This is a genomic window from Fructilactobacillus sp. X1R3C1 (assembly GCF_059901545.1).
This window is the reverse complement of sequence record NZ_JBWXUT010000003.1, coordinates 15,363-39,659: the sequence shown is the minus strand read 5'-3', so window position 1 is coordinate 39,659 and position 24,297 is coordinate 15,363. Positions and strand designations below refer to the sequence as shown.

Sequence of the window (24,297 nt, the reverse complement as noted above, 5' to 3'; positions counted from 1 at the left end):
TGAAAGGAATAGTCAATGAAAATATTTGATTCCCACACTCATTTAAACGATCAACCATTCCAAAATGATATTGAGGGCTACGTTCGACACGCCAAAAGACTTGGTGTTGTTAGAATGGCTAACGTCGGGTCCAATACTGAGCTAAATGAGCGTTCCTTGGAGCTTTCAGCTCAGTACGACAATCTGTATTCAATTATTGGATGGCATCCAGAAGACGCTATGAATTACAATCACGAGCAGGAAGAACTGCTCGAAAAGCAACTAGAAAATCCGCAAGTTGTCGCTGTGGGTGAGATTGGAATGGATTATTTTCAAGATGTCACACCGAAAGACGTGCAAGAACGAGTCTTTCGGCGACAAATTGAAATTGCCAAAAACATGCATTTACCAATCTCAGTTCATAACCGGGATGCCTTTGAGGATGTTTATCGGATTTTAAAAGATGAAAATATTGGTGAAGTCGGTGGCATTATCCACAGTTTTAACGGAGATAGTGAATGGATGAAGAAATTCGTTGATTTAGGGATGGTGGTTTCATACAGTGGGGTCGTGAGCTTCAAGAAAACCAAAGAGGTTCATGAAGCCGCTCGTTTAACTCCGCTGGATAAGATTCTAGTGGAAACGGATGCCCCGTATTTAACGCCAGAGCCGTTTCGCGGACGACAAAATGAACCGGCTTATTCTTTGTATACCCTAGAAGCAGTTGCCAAATTTAAAGACATTGATCCTGATGTGGTCGCAAAGGCGACGTACGAAAATACGAATCGAATATTTGGATTGGATAATTAAAATGAAAAGAATTAAAGAAGTAATTGTGGTGGAAGGAAAAGATGATACCAAACAAATTCAACGAGCCGTTGATGCTGATACGATTGAAACCCGGGGCTCTGCGATTTCGGATGAGACCCTCGATCTAATTGATCGGTTGGCACAAACCCGTGGAATCATCGTTTTTACTGATCCAGATTTTTCTGGGGAAAAAATCAGAAAAATAATTTCAGATGAGATTCCAGAAGCAAAGCATGCCTTTTTGAAAAAGTCGGAAGCAGTTCCTGATACACAGAAGGGATCCCTTGGAGTTGAGCATGCTAGTCCAAAAGCAATTCGGAATGCCTTGTCTGAAGTGTACACCGAAAGCGATGAGAATCCAGAAGTCATTAGCAAGCGGGATTTGATTCAAGCTGGTTTAGTAGGAACGAAAGAAGCCAAGGAACGCCGACTGGAACTTGGTGAATTGCTTCATTTGGGGTATGTTAACGCTAAACAAATGCAAAAAAGATTACGAATGTTTGGCATCACGAAAAAACAGTTTAACAATGCATTAAAGCAACTTGATGATAAGGAGGGATTAGATGAGTAAAGTTCCTGCAATCGGCAGTCCAGCTCGGACCCAGGCCATCTTGAACCGATACCGTTTAAATGCGAAGAAAAGCTTGGGGCAAAATTTCTTGAACGATCTTGGAGTTTTAAAAGAAATCGTTGCAGTTGCCCAAATATCAGAAGCCGATGATGTAATTGAAATTGGACCTGGCATTGGGGCATTAACTGAACAAATTGCTCAATCAGCTCACGCCGTGATGGCCTTTGAAATTGACGAGAATCTTCTCCCAATCTTAGATGAAACTCTCAGTCCCTATGACAACATTAAAATTATTAATGAAGACTTCTTGAAGGCTAATCTGCCAAAATTAATTAAAGAAAACTTTGATGTAAAACACCACCTAAAAGTTGTGGCTAATTTGCCTTACTATGTCACCAAACCAATCTTGATGGATATTTTAAAGGGCAACGTTAAATTTGATTCAACGGTGTTGATGATGCAAAAAGAAGTGGCAAAACGAATTAGCGCAAAGCCGGGCAATCGCGACTATGGGGCTTTGACGGTTATCACTCAGTATCTAGAAAACGTTGAGATTGCAATTAATGTATCGGCCAAGTCCTTTATTCCCTCACCAAAAGTTGATTCTGCGGTGGTCAAGTTAACCCCGAAAACAGATAAAAAGATGATTGCTTACGATGAAAAAGCTTTCTTTGGCTTTGCGCATGGATGTTTCATGCACCGAAGAAAGACACTCTGGAATAATTTGCAGGGTATTTTTGGAAAGAAACCTGAGGTAAAAGAACAAATTGAACAGGATTTAAAACGGTTAGGCATTAATAAGTCAGACCGTCCCGAACAGTTATCGGTTGATCAATTTGTGAAAATGGCAAATCAGTTTCACGTAAGTGGATTGCTGGCATAACAGGCTATTTACCCATTACCTTTACATTATATTGATTTTAATGTATAATAGTACCACGCGAGGTGATTGATGATGCCAACTAGTCTATCTAAGATTAAATTATTTCTAGATAATCACATTGGACAGGAAATCCATGTAACTGCACAAGCCGGAAGAAAACGAACTAACGAATATGATGGAGTTCTGGCTGAGACATTTCCCGCTGTATTTTTAATTACACTTGATCCAGACGAGAAGTTAGGACAAGTATCATACAGTTATACTGATATTTTAACCAAGAACATCGAGATTAACTTTGTTTAATGAATTGACCGAAAGGTCTTTTTTTTTGCTTTATATTATTAGTAGTCTGTAAGATAATAAGGGCATTTAAATTAGTCAAGATAATCCATGATTTCCCCGAGTTGTTAGTTGCATGTCTTAAGATAACAGTGTTATATTAGTTGAGAACTATTGATTAGTTAGTAAGCTTCGTTAGTACTATTGAAGTTCGAAATGGTAGGAGTTTAAAGATGGATGACTTAGTTTTAAAGGTAGAAAATTTAACCGTTAATTTTGCGGATAAACACGTTTTAAGTGATTTGAGCTTTAACGTGAAACGTGGTAGTTTTTTAAGTATTGTAGGCCAGAATGGAGTAGGGAAGACCACCTTGATCAAAGTGATTCTTGGTCAATTGAAGCCCACCAGTGGAAAGGTTCAGTTTATCCCGGATCGTTCTCAGGTCAAGATTGGGTATGTGCCCCAGTTTAGAAATATTGATACCGAATATCCGTTGTCGGTAAAAGACTTTGTTGCTCTAGCTTTTAGTGGGTTTAAACTACCGTGGCTTTCAAGAAAAGATCGTGAAACGTTAAATCAGGTCCTAACTGAGACTAACCTAACTGATATTGCCAAAGAACCATTAGGAAGAACTTCCGGCGGGGAAAAACAGCGGGCTTATCTGGCACAGGCGCTGGTAGTGAAACCCGATCTTTTGATTTTGGATGAATCGACGGCCAGTCTTGACCCAGAGGCCAAGGAGAACCTGCTTAATGTGGTTTCCGATCTAAACGTCAAAAGGGACTTAACCGTCATCTTTGTCACACATGACATTCCGTTAGCAAAGAAGTTCGCAAACGAATACCTGTTTTTGCGTCCTGATAATTATGAATTTGGACCAATTAAGAACTTAAATGTTGAAGAATTTTGGAAGGGGCAAGCCGATGTTTAGTTTTGAATTTATGCGTAATGCCTTTTTAGCCAGTACCATCATTGCGGTGGTCTGTGGGGTCATCGGGGTGTTTGTCGTTTCAAGAAACATGCCGTTTCTGACCCACACTTTATCTGAGATTGGGTTTGCTGGAGCTTCCTTTGGAATGTTTGTTGGGATTAGTCCGTTAAACGGGATGCTACTCTTTACCACCATTAGTTCGGTTCTCGTTGGGAGAATGAGTGCTGGCTCCGTTGCCGAAAGACGAGAAGATACCATCAGTGCTGTTTCGGCCCTCTTTATTGGACTGGGAGTCTTATTTTTAGCCCTTTCAAACAGTAGTGCTAGTTATGCAACCAATATCTTGTTCGGAAGTATTGTCGGAATCAGTGCCGCTGAGGTCCACCAGATGATTTGGTTGTCGGTGATTGTGTTAATCGTGACCCTATGTATTTATCGGGACTTAAAGTTTGATTCGTTTGATGCAGTGGGAGCCAGAGCCCAGAAAATTCCAAGTGGAATCCTCTCATTGATTTTCCTAGTGATGCTGGCCTTAAGTGTCTCCGTGGCTGCTCAAATTGTCGGGGCACTTTTGATTTTTATCCTTTTGACTTTGCCAGCTGCGAGTGCTAAATACTTTGCCCATTCAGTCGGAAAAATGATTGGACTGGCCATTGTTTTTGGTTTGATCGGAGTTTGGGCCGGATTAACGCTTGGATATTACACGAACTGGCCGGTCAGTTTCTTTATTGCTGTTATTGAGGTTGCCATTTACTTTGGATCACTGATTTATAATCACTTTAGGGAGGGCTAATTTGATTTAGTCCCTCTTTTTTTACTCTTTTTTCGATAAAGTGAAGTAAAACACGAACATTTATGCTAAAATTTCCTTGTGTGCCAATTTATGACGAGGTGAAAGCATGAAATTTAAAAGAAGTGAACGATTAGTAGATATGACAAACTATCTATTAAACCGTCCTCATACATTAGTACCATTAACTTTTTTCGCTAAGCGCTACAATTCTGCTAAATCTTCCATTAGTGAGGACTTAGCCATTGTGAAGCAAGTATTTCAACAACGTGGGATTGGTCTGGTTGAGACCGTTCCCGGAGCTTCTGGGGGCGCCAAATTTACGCCATACATTTTAAAAGAGGCGGCTGATCAGTTTATTAAAGAGGTCTCTGACATCTTAAACGATAACGATCGTTATCTTCCTGGTGGTTATGTTTATATGTCCGATATTTTAGGCCAACCGGAGAAGTTGAAAACCATTGGGCGGATCATTGCCACCCAATACCTGTTTCAGAAAGTTGACGCAGTACTAACGGTGGCAACGAGAGGAATTCCAGTTGCCGAAGCTTCTGCCACGTATTTAAATGTGCCACTGGTAATTGCTAGGCACGACTCTCAAATTACTGAGGGGTCGACCGTGAGTGTTAACTACGTTTCGGCATCTAGTCAAGAAGTTAAACGAATGACAATCTCAAAAAGAAGCCTGAAGCCAGGTTCTAACGTTTTGATTGTTGATGATTTTTTGCGTGGTGGTGGAACGATTTCTGGTCTGACGTCCCTGATTGATGAGTTCGATTGTCATCTAGTGGGCAGTACGGTTTTTGTTGAAACCGATGACCCAGGTCACAGAAAGGTTACTGATTTTACTTCATTACTTAAAATGGATATTAAAGATGATCAGATTGAGATTAAACCTGGCAATTATGCCCAAAAAATTTTTGGGAGTACAAATTAAAAATTAATTACAAGGGGAACAAAAATGAGTTCAAAGAATACGATTATTTTAGCGGCTGGTAAGGGCACCCGGATGAAGTCCAAGTTATATAAAGTTCTCCACCGAATTTGTGGGAAATCAATGGTTGACCATGTTTTGACGCAGGTATCCAAGTTAGATATGGATAACATCATTACGATTGTTGGTTACGGTGCTGAAGATGTGGAAAACGAACTTGGCAATCGTTGTGAGTACGTCGTCCAAGATAAACAACTTGGGACTGGCGATGCCGTTGCACGAGCTGAAGGACTTTTAAAGAACTCAGATGGTGAGACGTTAGTTATTAGTGGTGATACTCCATTATTTACCTCCTCTACTCTTAAGCAACTCTTTGAGTATCACGAACAAAAAAAGGCCACCGCGACCATTTTGACGTCTAAAGCTCCTGATCCGACTGGTTATGGCCGGATTGTTAGAAATGACATTGGGATTGTTGAAAAGATTGTGGAGCAAAAGGATGCCACGCCGGAAGAGCAAGGCATTCATGAGATTAACACTGGCGTTTACGTGTTTGATAATCATTCGTTATTTGAGGCTTTGCACAAAATTAATAACGATAACGCTCAGGGTGAATATTATTTAACTGATGCCATTGAAGTTTTAAAAAATGAGGGTCACACAATTGCTGCCTACAAGATGGCGAACTTTAATGAATCGATGGGTGTAAACGATCGGGTCGCTCAGGCCCGTGCCACTCAAATTATGCAAGCCCGGATTAATCGTCAGCACATGCAAAATGGTGTTACGATTGTTAATCCCGATGATACCTATATTGATAGTGACATTAAAATTGGTCAGGATACCATTATTGAACCAGGAGTTCAACTTCAAAATGGGACGGAAATCGGTAGTAACTGTATCATTGGTGCCCACTCTAAAATTTCTGGTAGTAAAATTCATGATAACGTTAAGGTCTTCTCTTCGGTAATTGAAGATTCTGAGATGATGTCCGGCTCTGATATCGGACCCGATAGTCATTTAAGACCAGGCGCTAAGATTGAAAAGAATGTTCACATTGGTAACTTCTGTGAGGTTAAAAGTTCCACCATTGGTGAGGGAACCAAGATGGGTCATCTGACTTATGTTGGCAATGCTAAACTTGGTAAACACATTAATATTGGTTGCGGAGTGATTTTTGCGAATTACGATGGAGCTCATAAGCACACTACGACAGTTGGTGATGATTCTTTTATTGGAAGTAATTCCAACTTGATCGCCCCAGTCCACATCGCTGATCATACCTTTATTGCGGCTGGTTCGACCATTACCGACGACATGGATCAGTATGACATGGGAATTGCTAGAGAGCGCCAAACTAACAAGCCGGGTTATTATAAAAAGCTTCCCTTTAAAGGCGCTAATTAATTTGAGCTAAATAGTGAAATTGTTTTCTGAAAATAATATAATGGAATTGATTAGGTAGGAAAAAAATGTGGGGGTTATAATGGCTGAAAAGTATGCTGATCCAAAATTAAAGATTTTTTCTTTAAATTCAAATCGTCCGCTTGCAGAAAAGATTGCTAAACGAGTGGGAGTTCCCTTGGGAAAAGCTTCCGTCAGTCGCTTTAGCGATGGTGAGATTCAAATTAATATTGAAGAAAGCATTCGTGGCGATAACGTTTATATTATCCAATCAACTTCTGATCCCGTTAATGATAATTTAATGGAATTATTAATCATGATCGATGCTTTAAGAAGAGCAAGTGCCAAAACCATTAACGTGGTTATTCCATACTATGGTTACGCTAGACAAGATCGAAAAGCACGAAGTCGTGAACCAATTACCGCTAAGTTAGTGGCAGACATGCTGGAAAAAGATGGAATCACACGTTTGGTAGCCCTTGATTTACATGCTGCTCAAATTCAAGGATTCTTTGATGTTCCCGTTGATCATTTGATGGGGGCACCGCTCCTTGCTGACTACTTCATCAAGAACGGACTCGCAAAAGACGCGGTAGTTGTTTCACCTGATCATGGTGGGGTGAGTCGAGCTCGTGCCATGGCTGAGTTTTTAAAGGCTCCAATTGCTATTATTGATAAGCGTCGCCCAAAAGCCAACGTTGCTCAAGTTATGAACATCATTGGGGATGTAAAGGGGAAACGTTGTATCATGATTGACGATATGATTGATACAGCTGGAACCATTACGAAGGGTGCGCAAGCCTTAATGGATGCTGGTGCTTCAGAAGTTTATGCATGCTGTACTCATCCCGTCTTATCAGGGCCAGCAACCGAAAGAATCGAAGCTTCGCCAATTAAGAAACTGGTTGTGACTGATTCCATTCAGTTACCCGATTATAAAAAAATTGACAAGATCAAACAAATTTCAGTTGCACCATTAATTGGAGACGCAATTACTAGAATTAACGAAAATCGTCCCGTTAGTCCGCTGTTTAGTCATCGGTTTGACTACGGTAAGGATGATGAGAAAAAGTAATAGATAAAAAATAACCTTAGCTTAAAATGCTAAGATTATTTTTTTGCGCTCGTTTGTTATTGATTAACGTACTTATTGATGGCGTATGCTACCCCATCTTCTGAATTAGGTTTAGTAACAAATTGGGCGTTCTTTTTAACTTCATCGATTCCGTTACCCATGGACACTCCCAGTCCCGCAAACTTGATCATCGAAATATCATTCCCTTGATCGCCAATGGCCATGACGTTATCTGGCTTTAAACCAAGCTTTTCGGAAAGATCCCGTAAGGCATTGCCTTTACTTGAATTTGAGTTCATAAACTCAAGAAAGACCGGTGAACTCTGAACGACACTCATTCGGTCGTAGATTGATTTTGGTAGATTGCCCTTTGCTTTGGTAATCTTGTCCGGATAATCGACGTACATCAGTTTGTAAATGTTGACGTCACGGGTGATTTCGCCAGGAGTTCGATATTTGATGGGCATCGAAACAAGATGGCTTTCTTCAACGGAAAAGGGACTAATATCACGATTGGTAGTGGTAATGGAATCAACCGTTTCGATTTGGAAGTGGACGCCCATTTCTCGTGACATCATTTCAATTTCTAAAAAGTCATCATACTTAACCGTTTCTTTGATTAACACTTTACCACTAACCGTTTCGACTAGGGCACCATTATAAGTGATGGCGTATTCGTCGTCTCCGTCAATTCCCAGCTTATCAAGGTATGGCTTTACGCCAGTAATGGGGCGTCCGGTACAAAGGACCACTTTTATGCCTTGATTGCAGGCTTTAGTAATAGCTTCGATGGTTGCTTTTGCTAATTGATTTTTTTCGTTTAATAGGGTGCCGTCGATATCGATGGCAATTAATTTGATATCCATGTTAGTTCTCCTTTGGAATTATAAGGTTGTCATTATCAATGTATTTTTGAAATTCATCGTATAAAGGTTGAAAAAGTTCAACGTTTTTTGTTGGCTTAAGCATTTCACGTGGAAAGAAAAAACGCTTGTCACCAATTAGTTTTCCGGTAATGGCACGAACTAGGTCACTAGCCTGAGAAAGTTCTACCAAATTACCATCATTTTCCATCAGTTCAATCTGGGCGTTTTGATGTTTACTTTTGGGATCGTAGACATCATAGGGCTGATCAAAACTGTTGTCAGTGGCAGTGTAGTACTTTGGATTAAATCCGGCTTTTTCAATGATCTTTTGTAGCTTAGGGATTAAAAATTCCGTCTGATCATTGTATTTAGCGGATTTAAAGGGACGCCGATTTAAGAAACGTTTGGCGAGGTCAGAGAGAACCGGATCTTCTGATTTGCGCCACATGACGAAGTAGGTGTTAAGCACCCCATCGTCAATTTGTAAATAATCATCTAGGGAGTAGTTATTAGAAAAGATTGGCATTAAAAGACTAGGCTTAAAGGTGCTCTTAGGTTGTAACGCTAATTCTTTCGCCCGCATCAGTAGGTGACTTAAAATAACCTCCATCGAACGTGAGACGGGATGGAAGTATACTTGTTGATACATTTGAAAACGACAAACAATGTAGTACTCAATCGCATGTAAACCACTTGCCCGAAAACAAATCCCACCAGAGTACGGACGCATCACCTGAAGAATCCGATCCAAATCAAAATTACCGTATTGTGCTCCGGTGTAATATGAATCGCTTAGAAGGTAGTCCATCCGATCGGCATCAACTTGACTTGAAATCATTTGGACGACTTGCGGATTGTCATAGGTCTTGTTAATGACACTGGCAACGCGTTCGGGAAAATCGGGACCGACCTCACTTAAAACGTGGTTAATTTCCGTTTCGTTTGAAGTGATGATTTGCTGGGTAATCTGTTCGTGATTGGTGTGAAAAATGTGTTCAAACGTATGTGAATAAGCTCCATGACCAACGTCGTGAAGTAGGGCGGCACACAGGGCCACGATTCGTTCTGAATCGTCCCATAAGCCATCACCCGCTTTTTTAGACGGATAATTTCGCTTAAAATTATCACAAATTCGTCTAGTAATTTCATACACTCCTAAAGAGTGGCTAAATCGGGTGTGTTCTGCTCCGTGAAAGGTTAATGAAGTAGTTCCTAACTGCTTGATTCGTCTTAGACGTTGAAATTCAGGTGTATTAATGAGATCGAGAATTACTTGGTGTTCAACGTAAACGTGACCCAGAACTGGGTCACGAAAAACTTTGTCATATTTCAATGGTTGATTGTAATACTTCAATAAAAGACCTCCACTTATACTAATCTCTCTTCATTATAACTGAAATAAAAATAAACGTCATGACAAACTCAAAGTTAGTGCATTTCCATTGCTAACGGCGTAAAATCAAATTTGTGAGGTGATATTTTTGACAGAAAACGAAAAGATCGAAAAAGTTCAAGTTGAGATTGCAATCGAAATAAAACAGGACGAAAACGTCGAACACCATCATTTTAAAGAAAATGGGCAACTAGTTATGCTCAACGGCTATCGTTATTTACGTTACGTTGAACACGTTGACGGACAACCGGACGTTCCTGTCACCTACCGGATTGGAAAAAATGCGATTCGGTTAACTCGTGCTGGCAAAAATCATCTTGAACTTCATTTTAAACCGAACGAAACAATCGAAGACTTGTACCGAACGCCATTTGGTAATTTGAAAATTGGGGCACATACCACTAGCATTAAGCAATCTAGAGATGATAAAAACGGATGGCAAATGATTGAGATTAACTATGAGTTGTACACCGACGGACAGAAAGTCGGCGACTATCGAGTCAAATTGCAATTTAAATGTTAAACTAGTATTATTAGTCTGTTAGGAATCTAGAAAGGCGTGGTCGAATTGGAACTTAAAGAATTAGACAAGCAAGATAAAAGCGAATTATCAATGGTTGAAGTGGCTCATGCAATTTTAGCTGATGCTGGTAAAACCATGTCATTCGTTGATTTAACCAACGAAGTACAAAAATACTTGGGGGACAGCAACCAAGTAATTCGTGATCGTTTACCTCAATTCTACACAGACCTTAATGTTGATGGGAGTTTTATTTCCCTTGGCAATAACGTTTGGGGTCTTCGTACTTGGTACCCATATGAATCCATTAACGAAGCCACCATCAATGAAGGTGAAGAAGACAACGGTAATACTCCCAAAAAGCATCGTAAGGTGAATGCTTTTATGGCTGATGCAGCTGACGATGATGACGTGATCGACTATGATAACGATGATCCAGAAGATCAGGATGATTTTGATGATACCCCTGACGACAAGGATAAGTATCATAAGGATCTTGATGAAGAAAATCCTGATACTGATGATGACGCCATTGACGATGATGATGGTGTTGAAGGCGACCTCTCAGAGGTCAATCCAGATGACGATGACGATAAAAAAGATGATGACGACGACAATGATTAAACTTGACTAATTATGTAGAATCACTTAACATACTATTTGGGCACTTTACAGACATGTGAAGTATTTGGAATAAGTAACCGCTCCCTATTCAATGAATGGGGAGCTTTTTTTATGTTGTAACCTAAATTTGATGGAGGAGTTAAGCATGACTAAGTATATTTTTGTAACCGGTGGAGTAGTTTCTTCCTTAGGAAAGGGAATTGTTTCGGCTTCAATCGGAAGACTATTGAAGAATCGTGGTTTTAACGTTACGATCCAAAAATTTGATCCATATATCAACATTGATCCGGGAACAATGAATCCTTATCAACACGGAGAAGTCTTTGTTACCGATGATGGTGCTGAAACTGATCTTGATTTAGGTCATTACGAACGTTTTATTGATAACAATTTAAACAAGTACTCTAACTTTACGACCGGTAAAATCTATGAAGAAGTTTTAAGAAAAGAACGTCACGGAGATTATCTTGGGAGAACCGTTCAGGTCATCCCTCACATTACTGGAATGATTAAACAAAAGATTATGAGTGCCGCTCAAAGCACGGACGCTGATATCGTTATTTCAGAAATTGGTGGAACGGTTGGAGACATCGAGTCCCTACCGTTTTTGGAAGCCATCCGTCAGATGAAACATGAAGTCGGTGATGAGAATACTTTTTATATTCACGTTACGCTTGTTCCGTACCTGCACGCCGCAAAGGAAATGAAAACCAAACCAACCCAGCACAGTGTTAAAGAATTAAGGGGAATTGGCATTCAACCCGATATGTTGGTTCTTCGTGCTGAGAAACCAGTTAGTGATGAGATGAAGAAAAAAATTGCCATGTTCTGTGATGTTCCGGTTAAGGATATCATCGAGTCCATCGATGCTCCTAACTTGTACCAAATCCCGCTTAGTTTTCAAAAACAAGACATGGACGATGAGATTTTAAAGCACTTTAACGTTAAAGCTCCAGAGGCTGACATGAAAGATTGGAAGAAGATGGAGAAGCACATCAGAAATCTCAAGGGCGAGGTTAACATTGCCATTGTTGGTAAGTATGTTGATCTAAATGATGCCTACTTGTCCGTGAATGAAGCTTTAAAACATGCTGGTTATGCTGCTGACGATAAGGTTAACATTCACATGGTTGATGCGGGTACGATTAACAGAGACAACGTTTCTAAGAAGTTAAAGGGAATGGACGGAATCTTGGTTCCTGGTGGATTTGGTAATCGAGGGGTCGAAGGAATGATTCAAGCCGCTCGATATGCTAGAGAAAATGATGTTCCTTATTTAGGTGTTTGCCTTGGAATGCAGATTGCTACCATCGAATATGCTAGAGACGTTGTGGGTTATAAGGATGCCAACTCAACTGAATTTGATCCGCAAACTAAGCACAATGTGATTGATCTCATGGCCGATCAAAATGATGTTACTGATGCTGGTGGAACCCAACGCTTGGGTGCTTATAAGACTAAGTTAAAAGCAGGGAGTAAAGCCGCCGCCGCATACGACAACAAAAAGGAAATTTCAGAGCGTCATCGTCATCGTTATGAATTTAATAATAAATTTAGAAAAGACTTGGAAGATGCTGGCTTAGTTATTTCTGGGACCTCACCAGATGATCACTTGGTTGAAGTGGTCGAAGTTCCAGCCAATAAATTTTATGTTGCAGCACAATACCACCCCGAATTTTTATCACGGCCAAATCGTCCCGAGGGATTATTCAAGGCGTTTGTCGCCGCTGCCGACAAAGAACACATGCATAATCACAAGAAGTAACCAGGCTTCTTTATAATCTTAATAAAATAATTTCTGATTTTGTATTGTGTTTTGGTGAAAACTTTCCTATGATTATTATTAAAAGATATGATATAAGTGAGGATTACCAATTATGACGATACTAAAAATATCAGGAGGACATCCTCTATATGGCGACGTCACCGTTGGCGGAGCTAAGAATAGTACGGTCGCTTTGATACCGGCCGCTATTTTGGCGGATAGTCCAGTGGAACTTGACATGGTTCCCGATATCTTGGATGTGCATAATCTCATGCTAATCCTCCAGTCGATGAACGTAACATCTGATTTTTCAGATGGTGTCTTAAACATTGATCCAACTAGTATACTTGAGGGTGAGTTGCCCGGTAAAGCAATTAAAAGTCTACGTGCTTCCTATTATTTTATGGGAGCGCTTCTTGGCAAGTTTCATCGTGCCACGATTAGTTTCCCTGGTGGAGACAATATCGGACCACGGCCAATTGACCAGCACATTCGCGCCTTTAAGGCCTTGGGTGCAGAAGTCAATGAAAGTGATGATTCGGTCGATATTAATGCAACGGAAAATGGACTTCATGGGGCTTCAATTTTCTTTGACATGGTCTCGGTTGGAGCAACGATCAACACGATTCTGGCAGCGGTAAAGGCTAATGGGGTTACTACCATTAGTAATGCCGCTAAAGAACCGGAAATTATTGATATTGCATCATTTTTGAATAGTATGGGAGCTAAGATCAGAGGAGCTGGGACCGACGTCATCAGGATTCAAGGCGTTGATCATCTCCAGGCCAAGGCGACGCATACGATTATCCCTGATCGAATTGAAGCGGGGACATACTTGACGTTAGCCGCCGCTGTTGGGAAGGGAATTAACGTTAAGAACGTAATTCCTGAGCATTTACAAGCCTACACAGCTAAGTTGATTGAAGCCGGCGTTCAATTAGAAGTTGGCGAAGACAGTATTTATGTTCCAAAGACTGGGAAATTAAATGGTATCGAGATTAAAACGGCACCGTTTCCAGGATTTGCGACGGATTTACAACAACCAATTACCCCCATGCTGTTTAAAGCAGACGAGGATAGTGTGATTCACGATACGATTTATCCGGAACGTCAGAATCACATTGCCCAGCTCCAGAAGATGGGGGCTAATATCAAGGTCAATCCAACTGATAATTCAATTATTATCAGTAAGAGTGAGAACCTCCATGGGACAACGGTTCAAGCCGGAGAGATCCGCGCTGGGGCATCCTTGGTCATTGCTGGGCTGATGGCTAGTGGTAAGACCGTCATTGAAAATGCGGACAATATTTTACGCGGATATGATAATATTACTAATAAATTAACCAATCTACACGCTAACGTCCAGATGATTGACCAGGACGACTAACTCCTGGGTCCTATTGCGTACGTCAAAAAATAATGTTAAGCTATTATGGTTGATGTTATATTCGATAATCAATCTCTGAACTGTGTTTAGGGCAAAAGGAGCGAAATATTATGAAAAAAGGAATTCATCCAGATTTTCATCAAGTTGTTTTTCAAGATTCAAGTACTGGATTTAAGTTCATTACTGGTTCAACTGCAACCTCTGATGAAACCGTCAAAATGGACGACGGCAACACTTATCCATTAATCCGAGTTGAAATTTCATCTGATTCACATCCATTCTACACTGGTAAGCAAAAGTTCAACCAAGCAGATGGTGCGGTCGATCGTTTCAACAAGAAATATGGTCTTGCCGACAAATAATAATAAATAAAAAGAGCCAACTTCTAGTTGGCTCTTTTTTTGTCTAAATTTAGTTTACGGTCTTCTGTTCGTTTCTGGTTTCGTTTAATACTAACAAGAAGTTAATGAAGACAAGGATTGCGGTTGAAATGAACACACTTGAGTAATCAAACAAAGAAGAAACAATGGAGCCGATGATGGGTCCGATACAGTTTCCAGCTGCTTGCATGGACTGGTTCCAGCTAAAAATCCGACCAGTAACGTTAGATGGGGTGTTTTTAGCTAAAATGGTTTGAACGGCAGGTAACATACAGGCGTTGGAGATTCCAATCAGAAATCTGAGTCCCATTAATTCCCAGACGTTGGTTACAAACGCCATGGGGATGTAGACCAAGATGGCAAAGATGAAACCGCCTAGCATAATTTTTGAAGTCCCGATTCGATCGCCTAATGCTCCCAGTTTGGGGGCGGCAAAAAGCGTGGCAATTCCCGGAACTGCGGCAACAATTCCACTGTAAAAGGTAACTTGAGGACTATTGTGCATGATTTCTTTGACGTACAGTGACAGAATGGGTGAAATGGAGAAATTAGAGGCTTGAATAATCAGGGTGGTCAAGAACATTCCAAAAATCAGTTTGACGTTTGAAAGTTCGAAAATAACCTGTTTGGTAGATAGGTTATCTTCTTTTGCAACCGGTTTAAAGTGTTCTTTAACGAAAAATAGCGTGACAAAAAAGACGGAAATGAGTAAACCACCAGTAATGAAGAAGGTAAGACGATAACTAAAGACAGAAGCTAAGATTCCGCCAATGAAGGGACCAAAAAGGGTTCCTGAGACGTTGCCGGTGGTTAAAATTCCAAGGGCTTTCCCACTTTCTCGTTTTGGTACCTGAGTCGCAAGTAAGGCGTTGGCATTGCTCATGTATCCAGAGAAGATTCCTTGAATAAATCGAAGGGCAATTAACTGCCAAACAGCAGTAACAAAGCCCATCAATATTAGACAGATTGCCATTCCAAGTGATGCTCGTAAAAGCATCACTTTTCGTCCGTATCTGTCAGCCAAAGATCCCCAAATGGGAGAGACGACGGCGGTAACAATGAAAGAGGCTGAGAAAGCAAGCCCACTATAGATACTTAGTTGACTAGAATTATAGTGGCCTAGGGTAGCGATGAACAAGGAGAGAAAAGGCATGACTTCACTAAAACCTAATCCATTCATGAACATCCCAAACCATAGTGCTACTAGGTTTTTGTGCCATATTTCTGAAGGAACCGGATCAGAGATTGGGGCTTTATTCTGATTCAAATGATTCGCTTCCTTCCTGTTTGCTGTTATGATGTTCTTGCATGTACTTTAGCCACAAGGGCAAAGATTGATCCAGCATTTGATAGGTATCCTCAAATCGATGGGTATACCAAGGATCAACGATGTTGACTCCCTTTTTACCGGGAACAATGTCCATGCATAAATGAAGCTTATTCCATTGACTTTTGGGAATCATCTTTTTAAGATCACTGATATTGTAGTCATCCATGGTAATAATGTAATCAGCATTATCGATGTCGTAAGCGGTGATTGGATGGGATTGTTTCCCACTATAATCCAAGTGATGAGCGTCCATGGTTTTTTGAGCACCAGGATGAGGACGACTACCTGCCTCATCGTTTTCGGTGGCAGCTGAACTTACTGAATAATGATTTGAAAGTCCTTTATTTATAAGCATTTTTTTAAACATTGCTTCTGCCATGGGAGATCGACATATGTTCCCCAAGCAGACAAATAAAACGTTAGTTTTTTTCATAATCCACACTCCCGAAATTTAAATCGTTATTACTATATTAACAGTAATTGAACTCCATATATATAAAAATGAATGCTAATTATAACGTAAGAAAATGACGTGAGTTGGAAAAATGGTTATTAAAATCTTATTTTATGGTGAAAGGGGTAATAGGGATTGGAGCAAGACAAATATGTTAATTAACACAGTGTATTTTCAGGTTAATCCAGTTAAAAATTTTGCCTACAGTTGGGGAATTCTTCCGTCGGATTTTTTAAACGGAATTAAGAACGATCCCCAAAATATTATTTTGTTAAATGATGATTATCGTTACGCAAATGATTTCAATATGTCCACTAAATTTGATTTAATTACCGGTCAAAATGAAATTAGAGAGTACATGATTAACAATAAAATTAGTACCAAGAAATGGGTTGATTTTAGAAACCGGGAGGATTTGGACTCTTTAAATGAGGATGAAATCGCAGATTTATTGTACTTGAGTCACATGGGTATCCCACTCAATCAAACGAGTCCGTTTTCGGTTAAATTGAAGAATCAATTTGTGTTTTTGGGTGAATCCACTGGCTTTACAAAGGTATACATGCGTCATTTTAGTGTCATTAATCAAATTTTAGCTGTCTGCATTAAACGGCATCTAAAAAAGCAGTGGAACAGTAGACGAATGTTCGTAAAGTCAGTGCCGTTTAGGGATATCGACGAACGTACCATGACCAAGTTGTTAAAACTGGGAATTACAGGAGTTATTATTCCGTATGATATGATAGTTGTGAAGAGACCGAAGCTTGAGATTCCCTTAATGAGACACAAAAAACGATCTCCAAAGGTAATTTGGAACTCTTATGACCAGTTGAAAAGTGGAGCCTTTAAAGTTGGTCAAATTACTTATGATATTTCCACTAAAACGTGGGAACTTCAAAGAGACGTTGATGATGAGGGAGAATTAAACGATTTGGTTTAAACCAGCTGAGTCGCTTTTTTATTGATTTTTTTCTGATATACTTTAAATGCATTTACATCGAATTAAGAGGAGTTTTTGTTATGAAAATGAACCTTTTAGAGGTTGCAAAATCCGTTAATGGTGACTTGAATTCAAAAAAATACGAAAACGTTGAAATAACGGGAGTTTCGTTTGATAGTCGGAAGTTAAAACCGCATGATCTTTTTGTTCCACTCACTGGGAATCACGATGGGCACGATTTCATTGCTAGTGCCATCAAAAACGGGGCTAACGCAACGTTTTGGAGTCAAAGTCGAATTAGTGATGTTCCGAAGGATTTTCCGGTTATTTTAGTCGATGACACACTAAAAGCCCTACAGGATCTCAGTCGACACTATTTAAATAAGATTAACCCTAAAGTGGTGGCAATTACCGGAAGTAATGGCAAGACCACTACTAAAGACATGATTGCTTCAATTCTTGCCACTCAGTTTAATGTTACTAAGACGCAGGCTAACTTTAATAATGAGATTGGAGTCCCAATTACGATCCTTTCCATGGAATCTAACACAGAATATTTGGTGGTAGAGATGGGGATGGATCGACCCGGCCAACTTGACTTTTTAAGTAAGCTAGTTAAGCCTGACATCGCCGTCATTACCATGATTGGGGAAGCTCATATTGAGTTTTTCGGAACCCGTGCTAAGATTGCGGATGCCAAAATGGAGATTACCCATGGACTTAGGCCAGATGGGGTGTTTGTCTATGACGGTGATGAACCCTTATTAAACGAACGGGCTAAATCACTTGACGTTGAAAAGTTGACCTTTGGAAGAAAAGACACTAACGATATTTACCCAAAGGATGTCTATGACGGCGACCACGAAACGACGTTTAAGACCAATCGGTTTGGAAACATGAAATTCACCATTCCGCTAATTGGTGACTACAACGTCAACAATGCCCTTGCTTCCATTGAAGTTGGTGAACTAGCGGAAATCCTGCCGGCCAACATGAAATCAGCACTAGACCATGCCAGTTTTACTAATAATCGAACTGAATGGGTTAAAGGTCAAAATGGTGAAATGATTTTAAGTGACGTATATAATTCGAACCCATCAGCTCTAAAAGCCGTTTTAAAGGCGTTTCAATCCACTCATTTACAAGGGAAGCGAGTTGCAGTTTTAGGTGACATGCTGGAACTTGGTGATAAGGGAGTGGAGATGCATGAGGATATTTCTGATGCAATCGATCCGCAATTGATTAACCAGGTTTACCTAGTTGGACCACTTATGAAGTCTTTATATCAAATGTTGCAAAAAAAATATCCCAATCAAAATGCCCTCCATTATTATCCGGTTGATCAGCTTGATCAATTAGCTAAAAGCCTAGACTCCCAGTTATCTACTGGGGATGAAGTCTTGTTAAAAGGGAGTCACGGAATTCACTTAGAACGAGTTTTAAAAGCGTTAGAATAGGTTCTTCGGTTTGTGAAATTAGGCCAGATGGTGTAATATGTTTTAGACACGTAATCGCTGAAGAATATAGAAATAAATGTGAATCAGACGATTTGCGCATTATGGAAAACGGATTTTTTCCAAGCAAATCATTGAATTCACAATTGTAGTTTCAATAGGAGGAACACATTTGAAGTTTAAAGATTTAGGACTATCTGATAGTCTATTAAAAGCCGTGGAAAAATCAGGCTTTGACGAACCCACTCCAATTCAGGCTCAGACAATTCCATTATTGTTAAAGGGTCAGGATGTTATTGGACAGGCTCAAACTGGAACTGGGAAAACGGCTGCGTTTGCCCTTCCAATCCTGCAAGAAATCGATCTGAATAATCCAGATGTGCAGGCACTTGTAATTTCACCAACTAGAGAACTTGCCATTCAAACGCAAAAAGAGATGCAACGTCTTGGTGGCGTTGAAGGAGCTCGAGTTCAAGTAGTTTATGGTGGTTCAGATATTCGCCAGCAAATTAGAGATTTGAAGAAGAAGCCACAGATTGTGGTGGGAACTCCAGGACGAATTCTTGATCACATTAATCGTCGCACCTTAAAACTAGGACACGTTAAGTACTTAGTGTTAGATGAAGCCGACGAAATGCTTAACATGGGATTCTTAGATGATATTGAAAGCATCATTAAGAACATTCCAGAAGATCGGCAAACTTTGCTTTTCTCAGCAACCATGCCAGCACCAATCAAACGAGTTGGGGTTCAGTTCATGAGAGATCCAAAGCAGATCACGGTTAAGTCGAAGGAATTAACCACTGACCTAGTTGATCAGTACTACGTTAAGGTTAAAGATAACGAAAAGTTTGACACGATGACCCGTTTGTTTGACGTTCAAACACCTAAGGTTACCATCGTATTTTGTCGAACTAAACGACGAGTCGACGAAGTTTCTAAGGGATTGATTGCGCGTGGTTATCGGGCAGCCGGTCTTCACGGTGATTTAACCCAAAAACGGCGAACTCAGATTATGAACGAATTTAAGAACGACAAGATTAATTATTTAGTGGCTACTGATGTGGCTGCTAGAGGAATTGATGTTTCGGGTGTCACTTACGTTTATAACTTTGATATTCCACAAGATCCAGAAAGTTATGTCCATCGAATTGGACGAACTGGTCGTGCCGGTCATCATGGTACCTCAGTAACGTTTGTCACTCCAAATGAGATGAGTTATTTAAGAGGAATTGAACGACTTACCAAGGTAAGGATGCTTCCTTTAAAGCCACCTTCAGAAGACGAAGCCCTTGCTGGTCAGTTAAAATTTGCTGAAGATGATATTGAAAAGTTAGTAAAGAAGACGGATACTGCCAAGTTTGAGCAGGTCGCAAAAAAGCTCCTTGAAAAGTATGACAGTGTCGATTTGGTTTCTGCTCTTTTGAATGACATGACAAGAGATCAGGTTAAGGTTCACATTACGGCCGAAAAACCACTTAAAAATCATGGTGGCTTTGGTGGTCATCGTGGTGGCGGTTATCGCGGTAAGAGAAATGACCGGAACAGTCACAAACGCTTTGGCAATCATCGCGGTGGTCACGACTCAAGACGTCGTGATTCACGAGGTCATAATGGTGGTAACCACGGTAAATCAAAGAATTTTGTTATTAAGAATAAGTAGCAAAGAGAGAGCCTTCTTGGTTCTCTCTTTTATTTAGAAAATTAATTTATTAAGTGTTATAATAATTATCAAAGAATAATTAGATAGTACTTTATTCGAGGAAGTATACGTTATGGCAGTGGGAAGAAATCGAAATGCACAACTAGTTATTGATGAAGATGCCATTTTTCATAACATTAGTGAGGAACGAAAACGATTGGATGCCAAGTCGGATCTATTCATGGTCGTCAAAGCTAATGCTTATGGACACGGTGCGGTTCAAGTGGCGAGGATTGCTAAACAAGCAGGAGCTACTGGTTTTTGTGTTGCCATTTTAGACGAAGCAATTCAGCTTCGAGAAGCTGGATTTGTGTCTGAACCCATTCTTGTTTTGGGTCTTTGTGACCTTTCAAATGTTCCATTAATTGCGAAGTACAATGTTTCGGTTACGGTGAGTTCGATTGATTGGATTAAGCAGGCAGCTAAGTTAGCTGAGCAACTGAAATTAAAGAACAAGATTAGGGTTCATTTGGCTTTGGATACCGGAATGGGAAGGATCGGACTCCAAACTGTTTCAGAAGTTAGAGATGCAATAGTTGAGTTGAACCGAACTAGCGAGTATATTGACTTTGAGGGAGTATTTACTCATTTTTCTACCGCAGATAGCGCTAATGATGATTATTTTAAGTATCAATTGGATAATTTTAACGAATTGATGACTGCGATTCCCGATAAACCTCGTTATGTTCACGTGGCAAATTCAGCTACTAGTATGTGGCATAAAGCAGCGGGTGGAAACATGGTCCGCTTTGGAGTGGCTGGCTATGGTTTGAATCCATCGGGGGTTGAGATTGCTTCACCATTTAAGTTGAAACCAGCACTGAGCTTTACCAGTGAGTTAGTTTACGTTAAAGAAGTTAATGCTGGTCGTTCAATTGGATACGGTGCAACTTATACATCCAACTCAAAGGAGTGGATTGGAACGGTTCCTGTTGGATATGCAGACGGAGTTCGTCGCTCGATGCAGGGATTTTCACTTCTAGTAGATGGACAGTATTGTCCAATTGTCGGAAGAGTATGTATGGATCAACTGATGGTGAAGTTACCACATCAGTTGCCAATTGGAACAAAGGTGACCTTGGTGGGAACTGATCACGGTCATACTATTACTCTCCAAGACGTTGCCGACTACTGTCATACCATTCACTATGAGATTGCATGTGGGTATTCGGATCGATTACCACGGGTGTATAAATCAAGTAATCATTTGAAGTAACTATTTGTAAGGAGGAGTTCTCCATGACATACAAATACACGATTGATGCTATTTGGTCTCAGAAAAATGAAGAATATTTCACCAAACTAGGACTTTCTTTTGACAACCACAAAGTTGCCATGGACTGTGACTCGTTTGATAAAGACCCTCTAATTAATTCTTTAATTTATGGCTACTCAATCATGGCCAATCTAAATTCAATAATTGTTGATGAATATTCTCCATGTGAGGATGAGATTGCAAGACGGCTCTTTGACAATTATGAAGACGAGAAGTCACGGTTGTAAGTTTATTTATGCGGAAGGAATAGTCTATGGAAAACGTTGAAATTAAACGTGGCGATATTTTCTATGCAGACTTATCTCCAGTCGTTGGTTCTGAACAGGGTGGAATGCGACCAGTTTTGGTAGTCCAAAATAACGTTGGAAATCATTATAGTCCCACTGTGATTGTAGCCGCAATTACGGCTCGGATTACTAAGCCAAAGATGCCTACTCACGTGGGTATTACACCTCAGAATGCCGGAATTGAGAAGAGTTCGGTGATTCTGTTAGAACAAATTAGGACGATTGATAAGCAGCGTCTTAAAGATCATGTCACTCATTTAAGTAAAGATATCATGAGAAAAGTTGATGCTGGTCTTAGTTTAAGTCTAGGGCTCAGTCAGAGCACGCACGAAGTCTGATGATACATAAGATACAAAAAAGAACGTGGAATTATTCCACGTTCTTTTTTGTATCTAATTTTCTTCGATTGGAGTTTCTTTTGATTCTTGTTTTAGATCTTCAACTTCTGGAACTTTGAATCCCTTTCGTTCTAGAGCTGCAATGATGCGGTCCAGACGATCCTTAGTCACCTTAGACGGGAGGGTAAACATGGTTCGATAGACCGTTTTACCAGAACGATCAACTGAATCCAAGCTGATCACACTTGAAATGGCGGTATATCTAGTAATAATGTGAGCCATCTCTTCTAAGTCCCCACGTTCACCAGGTGAGACAACTGAAATCACGTAGCTACCAAATTTCACGTTCCATGATTGTGACAAGCTTTCCATCAATTTCGTGTGAGTTAAAATGCCATAAAAATTGTTGAACTCGTCAAGAACGGCAATGTATGGAAGATCCTTAATCGTAAAGAAGACCTTGAAAAAAGCTGAATTCAGGTTAACAAATTTAGTTTCGTTTCTAATCAGGGTCATAACCGAGTCGGACATCTTGCCGCCATCGGCTTCGTGTTTGTAGATGTGCATGCGATAAATGTTACCCTTGAAGGCTTTATGAGTGGCATCTAAAACGGGAATGCAACGAAAATGATTCTTTTCCATTAATTTTAATGCGGTGTCGAGATCAGTGTTTTCATCAACAGTAATCAGGTCACTTTTAGGTTTAACTAAAGATTGCAAAATCATGGCTAAGGCTCCTCACATAAGTAATTTCTAATTAATATTAACACAAAATAACTGGGAGCATAAAAAAACAGACATAAATGTCTGTTCTTTTTAAACTTATTTTTAAAGGTTGATGGTCTTCATACCTTTAGCAATGGTTTCTTTTAAAGTTTTAGCTGAAGCACTCATCTTGTCTTTTTCGTCATCACTTAATGGAACTTCAAGGACTTTGTCAACTCCTGAAGCATTAACAATGGCAGGAGTTCCAATGTAAATATCGGACAAACCGTATTCACCATTCATTGGGGCACCGATTGGTAAAACGGTGTTTTCGTCTCTTAAAATGGCCTTTGAAATTCTCATCAAAGCAGTTCCAACTCCGTAGAAAGTAGCACCCTTCTTGTTAATGATGTCGTAGGCCTTGTTTCTAGTTTCGTCTTCCATTTTCAATAAGTCGTCCTTGCTAACACCATTTTGTTTAGCAAATTCAACCAATGGAACGTTTCCGATTGAAGCTTCATCAATATCAGCAAATTCTGAATCACCGTGTTCACCCATAACGTAAGCATTAACGCTTTGTGGGTTAACGTTTAACTTCTTACCAACGGCAACTTGGAAACGTGAGGTATCAAGTGATGTACCTGAACCAAAGACACGGTTTTTAGGAAAGCCAGAAATCTTTTGGGTTGCGTAGGTTAAAATGTCAACTGGGTTAGCAGCAATTAAGAAGATTCCATCAAAACCAGAATCAACAACTGGCTTAACGATGGTAGTCAAAATCTTCAAGTTTTTGTTAACCAGGTCAAGTCTAGTTTCACCGGGCTTTTGTGGAGCTCCAGCAGTGATCACAACTAAATCAGCGTCTTTACAGTCACTGTAGTCACCAGAGTAGATCTTTTTTGGAGAAGTGAAAGGTTGGGCATCTTCAAGGTCCAATGCGTCTCCTTCAGTTCTGTTTTTGTCGATATCAACAACGACAAATTCTTCGGCGATCCCTTGTTGCATCATTGCGAATGCGTATGATGAACCAACGGCACCATCACCAACTAAAACAACTTTTTCGTGTTTTTCAGCCATAATATTTCTCCCTTTTGAAATTAGTTTGTTCACAAACCGATTATATCATGAACGAATTTATTTATACAGAACCATATTCTTAATGGTACGGGATCAGCTCAAATCGTTAATCTATTATGATACAATAAACATGATTAAGCCG

At 40.0% G+C, this 24,297-nt stretch carries 26 protein-coding genes; 20 read left to right on the top strand and 6 right to left on the bottom strand.

The features are described from left to right. Window positions 1-15 precede the first annotated feature (15 nt). From AC6UD8_RS04240 to AC6UD8_RS04200, 9 genes are all read left to right on the top strand, one after another. Window positions 16-789: a TatD family hydrolase gene (locus tag AC6UD8_RS04240; RefSeq protein ID WP_500699637.1), complete on the top strand. Its 774-nt coding sequence runs from the start codon at window positions 16-18 to the stop codon at window positions 787-789. A 1-nt stretch (window position 790) separates the two neighbouring features. Next, window positions 791-1,360, top strand: a complete 570-nt coding sequence (rnmV, locus tag AC6UD8_RS04235) for a ribonuclease M5 (protein WP_500694001.1) — start codon at window positions 791-793, stop codon at window positions 1,358-1,360. Continuing rightward, complete coding sequence (gene rsmA, locus AC6UD8_RS04230; RefSeq protein WP_500699638.1) at window positions 1,353-2,243, top strand: 16S rRNA (adenine(1518)-N(6)/adenine(1519)-N(6))-dimethyltransferase RsmA; 891 nt, start codon at window positions 1,353-1,355, stop codon at window positions 2,241-2,243. Before rnmV ends, rsmA begins: the two co-directional genes overlap by 8 nt. Before the next feature lie 72 nt (window positions 2,244-2,315). Further along, window positions 2,316-2,546 (top strand): Veg family protein, encoded by a 231-nt coding sequence (locus AC6UD8_RS04225; protein ID WP_500693999.1) that lies wholly within the window; start codon window positions 2,316-2,318, stop codon window positions 2,544-2,546. Window positions 2,547-2,755: 209 nt separating this feature from the next. Then, a complete protein-coding gene (locus AC6UD8_RS04220; protein ID WP_500693998.1) occupies window positions 2,756-3,454 on the top strand; it encodes a metal ABC transporter ATP-binding protein in 699 nt (232 codons plus the stop codon). Continuing rightward, window positions 3,447-4,247, top strand: coding sequence for a metal ABC transporter permease (locus tag AC6UD8_RS04215; RefSeq protein ID WP_500699639.1), 801 nt, complete (start codon window positions 3,447-3,449; stop codon window positions 4,245-4,247). Before AC6UD8_RS04220 ends, AC6UD8_RS04215 begins: the two co-directional genes overlap by 8 nt. 106 nt (window positions 4,248-4,353) lie before the next feature. Beyond that, the gene (purR, locus tag AC6UD8_RS04210) at window positions 4,354-5,181 is read left to right on the top strand and encodes a pur operon repressor (protein WP_500699640.1); all 828 of its coding nucleotides are present in this window, start codon (window positions 4,354-4,356) and stop codon (window positions 5,179-5,181) included. 24 nt (window positions 5,182-5,205) lie between these two features. After that, the gene (gene glmU / locus AC6UD8_RS04205) at window positions 5,206-6,585 is read left to right on the top strand and encodes a bifunctional UDP-N-acetylglucosamine diphosphorylase/glucosamine-1-phosphate N-acetyltransferase GlmU (RefSeq protein WP_500699641.1); all 1,380 of its coding nucleotides are present in this window, start codon (window positions 5,206-5,208) and stop codon (window positions 6,583-6,585) included. 79 nt (window positions 6,586-6,664) lie between these two features. Then, window positions 6,665-7,657 (top strand): ribose-phosphate diphosphokinase, encoded by a 993-nt coding sequence (locus AC6UD8_RS04200; RefSeq protein ID WP_500693994.1) that lies wholly within the window; start codon window positions 6,665-6,667, stop codon window positions 7,655-7,657. A gap of 56 nt (window positions 7,658-7,713) precedes the next feature. Here AC6UD8_RS04200 and yidA read toward each other — a convergent pair whose 3' ends face one another. Together yidA and AC6UD8_RS04190 are read right to left on the bottom strand one after the other, a co-directional pair. Beyond that, entirely contained in the window at window positions 7,714-8,523 is an 810-nt protein-coding gene (yidA, locus tag AC6UD8_RS04195) for a sugar-phosphatase (protein ID WP_500699642.1), read from the bottom strand. Window position 8,524: 1 nt separating this feature from the next. Continuing rightward, on the bottom strand, window positions 8,525-9,877 hold the full coding sequence (locus AC6UD8_RS04190) for an HD domain-containing protein (protein WP_500699643.1): 1,353 nt from the start codon (window positions 9,875-9,877) through the stop codon (window positions 8,525-8,527). Between the two features lie 127 nt (window positions 9,878-10,004). On the opposite strand from AC6UD8_RS04190, the gene AC6UD8_RS04185 reads away from it, so the two are divergent. From AC6UD8_RS04185 to AC6UD8_RS04165, 5 genes are all read left to right on the top strand, one after another. Next, entirely contained in the window at window positions 10,005-10,439 is a 435-nt protein-coding gene (locus AC6UD8_RS04185; RefSeq protein ID WP_500695769.1) for a YwiB family protein, read from the top strand. Between the two features lie 45 nt (window positions 10,440-10,484). After that, window positions 10,485-11,060, top strand: coding sequence for a DNA-directed RNA polymerase subunit delta (gene rpoE / locus AC6UD8_RS04180; RefSeq protein WP_500695768.1), 576 nt, complete (start codon window positions 10,485-10,487; stop codon window positions 11,058-11,060). Window positions 11,061-11,205: 145 nt separating this feature from the next. Further along, window positions 11,206-12,825 carry a CTP synthase gene (gene pyrG, locus AC6UD8_RS04175; RefSeq protein WP_500699644.1) on the top strand — a complete coding sequence of 540 codons (1,620 nt, stop codon included), beginning with the start codon at window positions 11,206-11,208 and terminating at the stop codon, window positions 12,823-12,825. A gap of 112 nt (window positions 12,826-12,937) precedes the next feature. Next, window positions 12,938-14,212, top strand: coding sequence for a UDP-N-acetylglucosamine 1-carboxyvinyltransferase (gene murA, locus AC6UD8_RS04170; protein WP_500699645.1), 1,275 nt, complete (start codon window positions 12,938-12,940; stop codon window positions 14,210-14,212). A 110-nt stretch (window positions 14,213-14,322) separates the two neighbouring features. Continuing rightward, entirely contained in the window at window positions 14,323-14,574 is a 252-nt protein-coding gene (locus tag AC6UD8_RS04165; protein WP_500693987.1) for a type B 50S ribosomal protein L31, read from the top strand. Between the two features lie 49 nt (window positions 14,575-14,623). On the opposite strand, the gene AC6UD8_RS04160 is transcribed toward AC6UD8_RS04165, so the two are convergent. Beyond that, window positions 14,624-15,859 carry a multidrug efflux MFS transporter gene (locus AC6UD8_RS04160; RefSeq protein WP_500699646.1) on the bottom strand — a complete coding sequence of 412 codons (1,236 nt, stop codon included), beginning with the start codon at window positions 15,857-15,859 and terminating at the stop codon, window positions 14,624-14,626. Then, the gene (locus tag AC6UD8_RS04155) at window positions 15,846-16,355 is read right to left on the bottom strand and encodes a low molecular weight protein-tyrosine-phosphatase (protein WP_500693985.1); all 510 of its coding nucleotides are present in this window, start codon (window positions 16,353-16,355) and stop codon (window positions 15,846-15,848) included. Before AC6UD8_RS04155 ends, AC6UD8_RS04160 begins: the two co-directional genes overlap by 14 nt. A 172-nt stretch (window positions 16,356-16,527) precedes the next feature. On the opposite strand from AC6UD8_RS04155, the gene AC6UD8_RS04150 reads away from it, so the two are divergent. The 6 genes from AC6UD8_RS04150 (at window position 16,528) to AC6UD8_RS04125 (ending at window position 22,373) form a co-directional block, all read left to right on the top strand. Continuing rightward, a complete protein-coding gene (locus AC6UD8_RS04150) occupies window positions 16,528-17,316 on the top strand; it encodes a hypothetical protein (RefSeq protein WP_500693984.1) in 789 nt (262 codons plus the stop codon). Window positions 17,317-17,396: 80 nt separating this feature from the next. Then, window positions 17,397-18,773 (top strand): UDP-N-acetylmuramoyl-tripeptide--D-alanyl-D-alanine ligase, encoded by a 1,377-nt coding sequence (locus tag AC6UD8_RS04145; protein ID WP_500699647.1) that lies wholly within the window; start codon window positions 17,397-17,399, stop codon window positions 18,771-18,773. Window positions 18,774-18,942: 169 nt separating this feature from the next. Beyond that, window positions 18,943-20,433, top strand: a complete 1,491-nt coding sequence (cshA, locus tag AC6UD8_RS04140; RefSeq protein ID WP_500699648.1) for a degradosome RNA helicase CshA — start codon at window positions 18,943-18,945, stop codon at window positions 20,431-20,433. Window positions 20,434-20,545: 112 nt separating this feature from the next. Beyond that, window positions 20,546-21,688: an alanine racemase gene (gene alr / locus AC6UD8_RS04135; RefSeq protein ID WP_500699649.1), complete on the top strand. Its 1,143-nt coding sequence runs from the start codon at window positions 20,546-20,548 to the stop codon at window positions 21,686-21,688. A gap of 23 nt (window positions 21,689-21,711) precedes the next feature. Continuing rightward, window positions 21,712-21,975, top strand: coding sequence for a hypothetical protein (locus tag AC6UD8_RS04130; protein ID WP_500693980.1), 264 nt, complete (start codon window positions 21,712-21,714; stop codon window positions 21,973-21,975). 26 nt (window positions 21,976-22,001) lie between these two features. After that, window positions 22,002-22,373: a type II toxin-antitoxin system PemK/MazF family toxin gene (locus tag AC6UD8_RS04125; protein ID WP_010022835.1), complete on the top strand. Its 372-nt coding sequence runs from the start codon at window positions 22,002-22,004 to the stop codon at window positions 22,371-22,373. 54 nt (window positions 22,374-22,427) lie between these two features. On the opposite strand, the gene cbpA is transcribed toward AC6UD8_RS04125, so the two are convergent. Together cbpA and AC6UD8_RS04115 are read right to left on the bottom strand one after the other, a co-directional pair. After that, window positions 22,428-23,099, bottom strand: a complete 672-nt coding sequence (cbpA, locus tag AC6UD8_RS04120) for a cyclic di-AMP binding protein CbpA (protein WP_500693979.1) — start codon at window positions 23,097-23,099, stop codon at window positions 22,428-22,430. 102 nt (window positions 23,100-23,201) lie between these two features. Then, a complete protein-coding gene (locus AC6UD8_RS04115; RefSeq protein WP_500699650.1) occupies window positions 23,202-24,155 on the bottom strand; it encodes an L-lactate dehydrogenase in 954 nt (317 codons plus the stop codon). Window positions 24,156-24,297 lie beyond the last annotated feature (142 nt).